Source organism: uncultured Campylobacter sp. (assembly GCF_938040115.1).
In the GTDB taxonomy this organism is placed as follows: Bacteria; Campylobacterota; Campylobacteria; order Campylobacterales; family Campylobacteraceae; genus Campylobacter_A.
In genome coordinates this window covers 1-4,861 of sequence record NZ_CALHXD010000185.1, presented here as the reverse complement: position 1 = coordinate 4,861, position 4,861 = coordinate 1, and the positions used below count along the sequence as shown (strand labels likewise).

Here is a 4,861-nt window from a genome sequence, read left to right as displayed (position 1 = left end):
TGCTCTCGCCCAGGCTTAGCCCGTTAGCTACGCCAAGAACGCTAGCGCTGGTGCCTGCGCCGTCGGCGCTTGCAGGATACATGCCCGCCCAGTATTTTTTGTTAAATACGTTATTTACGTTAAAGCGCAAGGTGGTTTGCTTGCCCAGCATGGCGCGGCTAACGTATCTCACGCCAAGATCCGTGACAAAAAAGCTAGGCGTAGCCTGAGTGTTTAGATCGTCGATGTACATCTTGCTCGTGTAGTGGAAATTTGCGCTAAATGCTAGCTTTTCGGTATTTGGCACGACGTAGTCAAATAGCAAATTCGAGTTTAGTTTAGGCACGCCGTTTACGACTTTGCCGTTTGCGCCTTTTAGTAGCGGATCTTTAAATTTAGAGTTTATCAGCGTAAATCCGCCTAGAACGCTTAAATTTGACGTGATTTTGCCGCCGCTCATAAACTCAAAGCCCGTATTTACCTGCTCGCCTTGGACGTCGTATCTGCCGTTACCGCCGACATAGGAGATAGGGCGCTGTATCCTAAACACCGCCGTGCTAAAGTCGATTTCGTTTATACGAGCTTTGGCGCCTATTTCGTATTGTTTCGAGCGATACGGTTTTAGCACGCTAGTCGTGCCGTCGGTGTTCGTGCCACTGCCGCCTTGTTGCAAGCTATCGGCAAAGGTAATATAGGTGCTCACGTTTTCAACAGGTTTATAAACCAGGCTCGCGCCGTAGCTAAGGCCTGATTCGTCGTATTTGGTCACGATAGGTTTTAGCTGTCTTTGCGTAGCGGTTATGACCGGGCGAGTGCGCTCTTTGATCCAGCTGTTTGAGAGGCTTAATAGCAAGCTAAAGTTATCATTTATCGTGATATCGTCTAGCACGGAGATATTTTTCATATCGGTCGTGCTGAGTTTATATAAATTCGAGCCTTTTTTTGAGTTTGGATGCGGGAAAACTTTAGGATCGTTGATATTTGCCGAGCCCGCTTTTGTAGTCGTGCTTAAATTTGAGTAACGATACTGCACGTATCTGTATCCGTTTGCCTGCACGCTAAAGTTATGGTTTAGCCCCCAAGTATCAAAGTCCGTGACCGCCTTTAGATAGCCGCTAGGTAGATCAAATCTATACGCCGCGGTCGCTCCGCCGCTGTGATAGGTATCGTAGTTGCCGTTTTTATCGGTGATTCTGTTTACGACGCTGTGTATATGGCGATCGGCTCGCTGGAACTGATATCCGCCCTCGAAATACCAATCCTCGCTCGGAGCGTATTTAAATTTAGCGCTAGCTGTCGTCGTTTTTAGATTCATACCGCCGTATGGCTGACCAAGGCCCGGAGTTTTGTTATCGACCGGATCTGGTAGCTTTAGGTCGTTTCTGATCATGCCGTCTTTTACGTAAAGCGCAAAAAGTCCCGCAAATCCGTGAGTGTTGTGCTCGTAGTAGCTAGCCGCAGTCTCAAACGTAAGCGACTCGGTCGGATAAAACTCGAGCGTGAGACTGGTTAGACGGCGCTGGTAGTTGCTGTCTTTTACTTGTTTTGCGCCGTCTGAGCCGTATACGACCGCGCGATAGCCCACCTTGTCAAATTTCATCGAGCTATCCACGCCCACGCCAAAGTGCTCTCGCGAAGCGTAGTCCGCCCAGATGCTGTGCTCGTTATCTACCGGGCGTTTTCTAGTGTAGTTAAAGACGCCGACCGGATTTTGCGGGCCGTAGAGCGAGCCGGCAAGACCGTTTTGTATCTGCAAGCTCTCAAACATCGCCATCGGGATCGCGGTAGTCGAAATAGCGTAAAAACCGTCCCAAAAAACATTACCCACGACGCTACCCTCAAAGCCGCGAGTTTGCGGACGACCGACCGTGGTGCCGCCTCTCATCTGAACCTGCGCGGACGGGAAGTATTTCACCGCCTCCTCAAAGCCGGTCACGCCTTGGTGATTCATCGTTTCTTTTGTGATCGTGCTTATCTGATACGGGGTGTCTAGCACCTTTTTGCCAGCTAGGATACCGTTTTGTACGTTTTTAGCTAGGATGCCCTCGCTGATACCGCTCTCGCTGATGTTGTCGCCGACGCTGTTTATCTCGACGCCTTCTAGCTTAACCGTATCTGCGGCATTTGCTTGCGCTGCAAATAGCGCCAAAACCGCACATGCGGCAACTGAAAATTTCACTCTCATTTAGACTCCTTATTGGTTTTATGCTAAATTTGCATAACGCGCGTATGTTACAAATTGTTTACTTAATACAAAATTAAAATTTTACATCTATATAATTTATATTAGTATATTTTTGATTTTTCTCGGACGATTTTTGAACTAAATTTGAAATTTATAAATATCCAATTAACATCTTTGTAAGTCATAGTTAAGTAAAATCGGCCTTTAAATTTAACTCGGGAAAGGGAAAAATGCAGGCGGATAAGTGGATATTTTACTCTTGCGTCGCGCTCATTACTATCGGTATCGTTTTTTCGCTATCCTTGCCCGTTTTTACCGTGCTTTTTTTTAACTACGAGCCTTATCATTTTTTCATCAGACAGCTTGTCGTGGGGGCGATCGGGATATTTTTGATGTGGGGCATCTCGCGCCTAGATCCTGACAAATCCATGGTCTGGATCGGCTTTTGTCTGTTTGGCTTTTGCGCTATCGCGATGGGAGCTATGCACGCGCTACCTAGCTCGCTGGTTACCGATGCGGGCGGTGCGAAGCGCTGGATACGCTTGCCGGGTTTTTCTTTGGCACCTGTTGAGTTTTTTAAGATCGGTTTCGTTTACTTTTTGGCATGGAGTTTTGCGCGCAAGATCGACGGCAGCAAAAAGAGTCTAAAGCAGGAATTTAAGCTCATTTTGCCTTATATGTTTTTGTTTTTGATAGCCGTTTATCTCATCGCTATTCTTCAAAACGACCTCGGACAAGTCGTCGTTTTGGCGCTTACGCTTATCGTTATGATGCTTTTTGCCGGTACTAGCAAGCGGCTTTTCGTCATCGGTATGGCGGGCGCTTCAGTGCTTGCTTTTGTCGCTATTTTTACGTCGGAGCACCGAATTTTGCGTATAAAATCATGGTGGGGCACGGTGCAAAATATGGTTCTTTCGCTAATGCCCGAAAGTATGGCAAATATGTTTCGCGTCGAGGGCGTACCTGAGCCATATCAGATCTCGCACTCGCTTAATGCGATAAAGCACGGCGGATTTTTCGGCGAAGGGCTGGGAGCTGGCGTGTTTAAGCTCGGATTTTTGAGCGAAGTGCACACGGACTTCGTACTTGCCGGTATCGCCGAGGAGGTCGGGGTGCTGGGGATACTTATCATCACGTCGCTTCTTTTGATTTTGCTTTTCCGCATCTTTCGCGTCTCGTCAAGGAGTGAAAACAAAGTCTACCACCTCTTTACGCTCGGCGTCGGGCTTCTCATCTCGTTTTCGTTTATCATGAACTCATACGGCATCACCTCGATCACGCCTATCAAAGGCATCGCCGTGCCGTTTCTAAGCTACGGTGGCAGCTCGATCCTAGCGCTTTGCATAGGGGTCGGCATGGTGCTGATGGTGAGCAAAAAGGTAAAAGATTGAGCTCAAATTTGACTTGCAACGCAAATTTAAACTCAAATTTGAACGTCCGAAATTAAACGACAAGGAGTAAAATTTGACGCCCGAAAATTTAAAAGATAAAGAACAAATTTCGGCTGAAATTTCGCCGTCAAATTTGACTAACGGCGAAGCCCAAAACAAAATCGAAAGTAGTCTGCAAAGCAGCGCTATCGTTATCTGCGGAGGCGGCACTGGCGGACACCTGGCTGTCGCAAAAGCTCTAAACGAAGAACTGGTATCGCGCGGATGTAGGACGATATTTGTAGGCTCAAGCAGCGGACAGGATAAAATGTGGTTTGAAAACGACGCCGCATTTAGCGAGAAATTTTTCCTACCCAGCAGCGGAGTTGTAAACAAAAAGGGGCTGGGCAAGCTTTTTTCGCTTTTTAATATCCTAAATTTAGCCTTTAAATGCCGCAAAATCTTTAAGACCCAAGGCGTAAAAGCCGTAGTTAGCGTAGGCGGATACAGCGCTGCGCCTGCGTCATTTGCAGCGATTATCTCACGCACGCCGCTTTTTATCCACGAGCAAAACGCCGTGATCGGCAACCTAAACAAGCTTTTAAAACCGCTTGCAAAGGGCTTTTTTAGCTCGTATTTTAAGCCTGTTTTTAGCTATCCCGTCGCGGAGAGATTTTTTAGCTCGGCTAGGCTTCGCAGCGAGCTAAAAACGGTGATATTTTTAGGCGGTTCGCAGGGCGCGGCGGCGATAAATTCGCTAGCCTTAAAGCTGGCTCCGATTTTTAAAGAAAAAGGCGTAAAAATCATCCATCAGTGCGGCAAAAACGGGCTTGAGAGCTTGCAAGAGGAGTATAAGAAGCTTGGTCTTAGCAGCGATGAGCTCGAGCTTTTTGACTTTGATCCTAAAATAGAGCTTAAGATGAGCCGTGCCGATCTAGCGATAAGCCGCGCAGGGGCGGGCACACTGTGGGAACTCACGGCAAATGCACTGCCTACCGTATTCGTGCCTTATCCTTACGCCGCAAACAATCATCAGGTTTTTAACGCTAAATTTCTCGTGGATCAAAATTTGGCCAAATTTTGCTTTCAAAAAGGCGGCGAGATCGATGCGGATGAGATGCTAAATTTGATAAACGAGATGGATATAGCGCAAATTTCAAGCAAGCTTTCCAAGCAGATAGATAGTGACGGCGCACGAAAAATCGTGGATGAAATTTTAAAAGATATTTAAATTTACGGCAGAGCATTAAAATTAAATATCTTTATTTTTCAAATTTGAAAATTAGTTTATAAAATTCACTTTCAGCTCTCGTAGCTCGTAAACTAG

At 46.7% G+C, this 4,861-nt stretch carries 3 protein-coding genes; 2 read left to right on the top strand and 1 reads right to left on the bottom strand.

Going from position 1 to position 4,861, the window contains the following annotated elements; translation table 11 throughout:
- Positions 1–2,164: TonB-dependent receptor (locus Q0314_RS06475; protein ID WP_298057635.1), on the bottom strand; the 2,164-nt coding region annotated here is incomplete at its 3' end.
- Between the two features lie 230 nt (positions 2,165–2,394).
- Here Q0314_RS06475 and Q0314_RS06470 point away from each other — a divergent pair.
- Together Q0314_RS06470 and Q0314_RS06465 are read left to right on the top strand one after the other, a co-directional pair.
- Positions 2,395–3,555, top strand: a complete 1,161-nt coding sequence (locus Q0314_RS06470) for an FtsW/RodA/SpoVE family cell cycle protein (RefSeq protein WP_298057633.1) — start codon at positions 2,395–2,397, stop codon at positions 3,553–3,555.
- A 187-nt stretch (positions 3,556–3,742) separates the two neighbouring features.
- Positions 3,743–4,765 carry a UDP-N-acetylglucosamine--N-acetylmuramyl-(pentapeptide) pyrophosphoryl-undecaprenol N-acetylglucosamine transferase gene (locus Q0314_RS06465; RefSeq protein ID WP_298057636.1) on the top strand — a complete coding sequence of 341 codons (1,023 nt, stop codon included), beginning with the start codon at positions 3,743–3,745 and terminating at the stop codon, positions 4,763–4,765.
- The last annotated feature ends 96 nt before the right edge of the window (positions 4,766–4,861 follow it).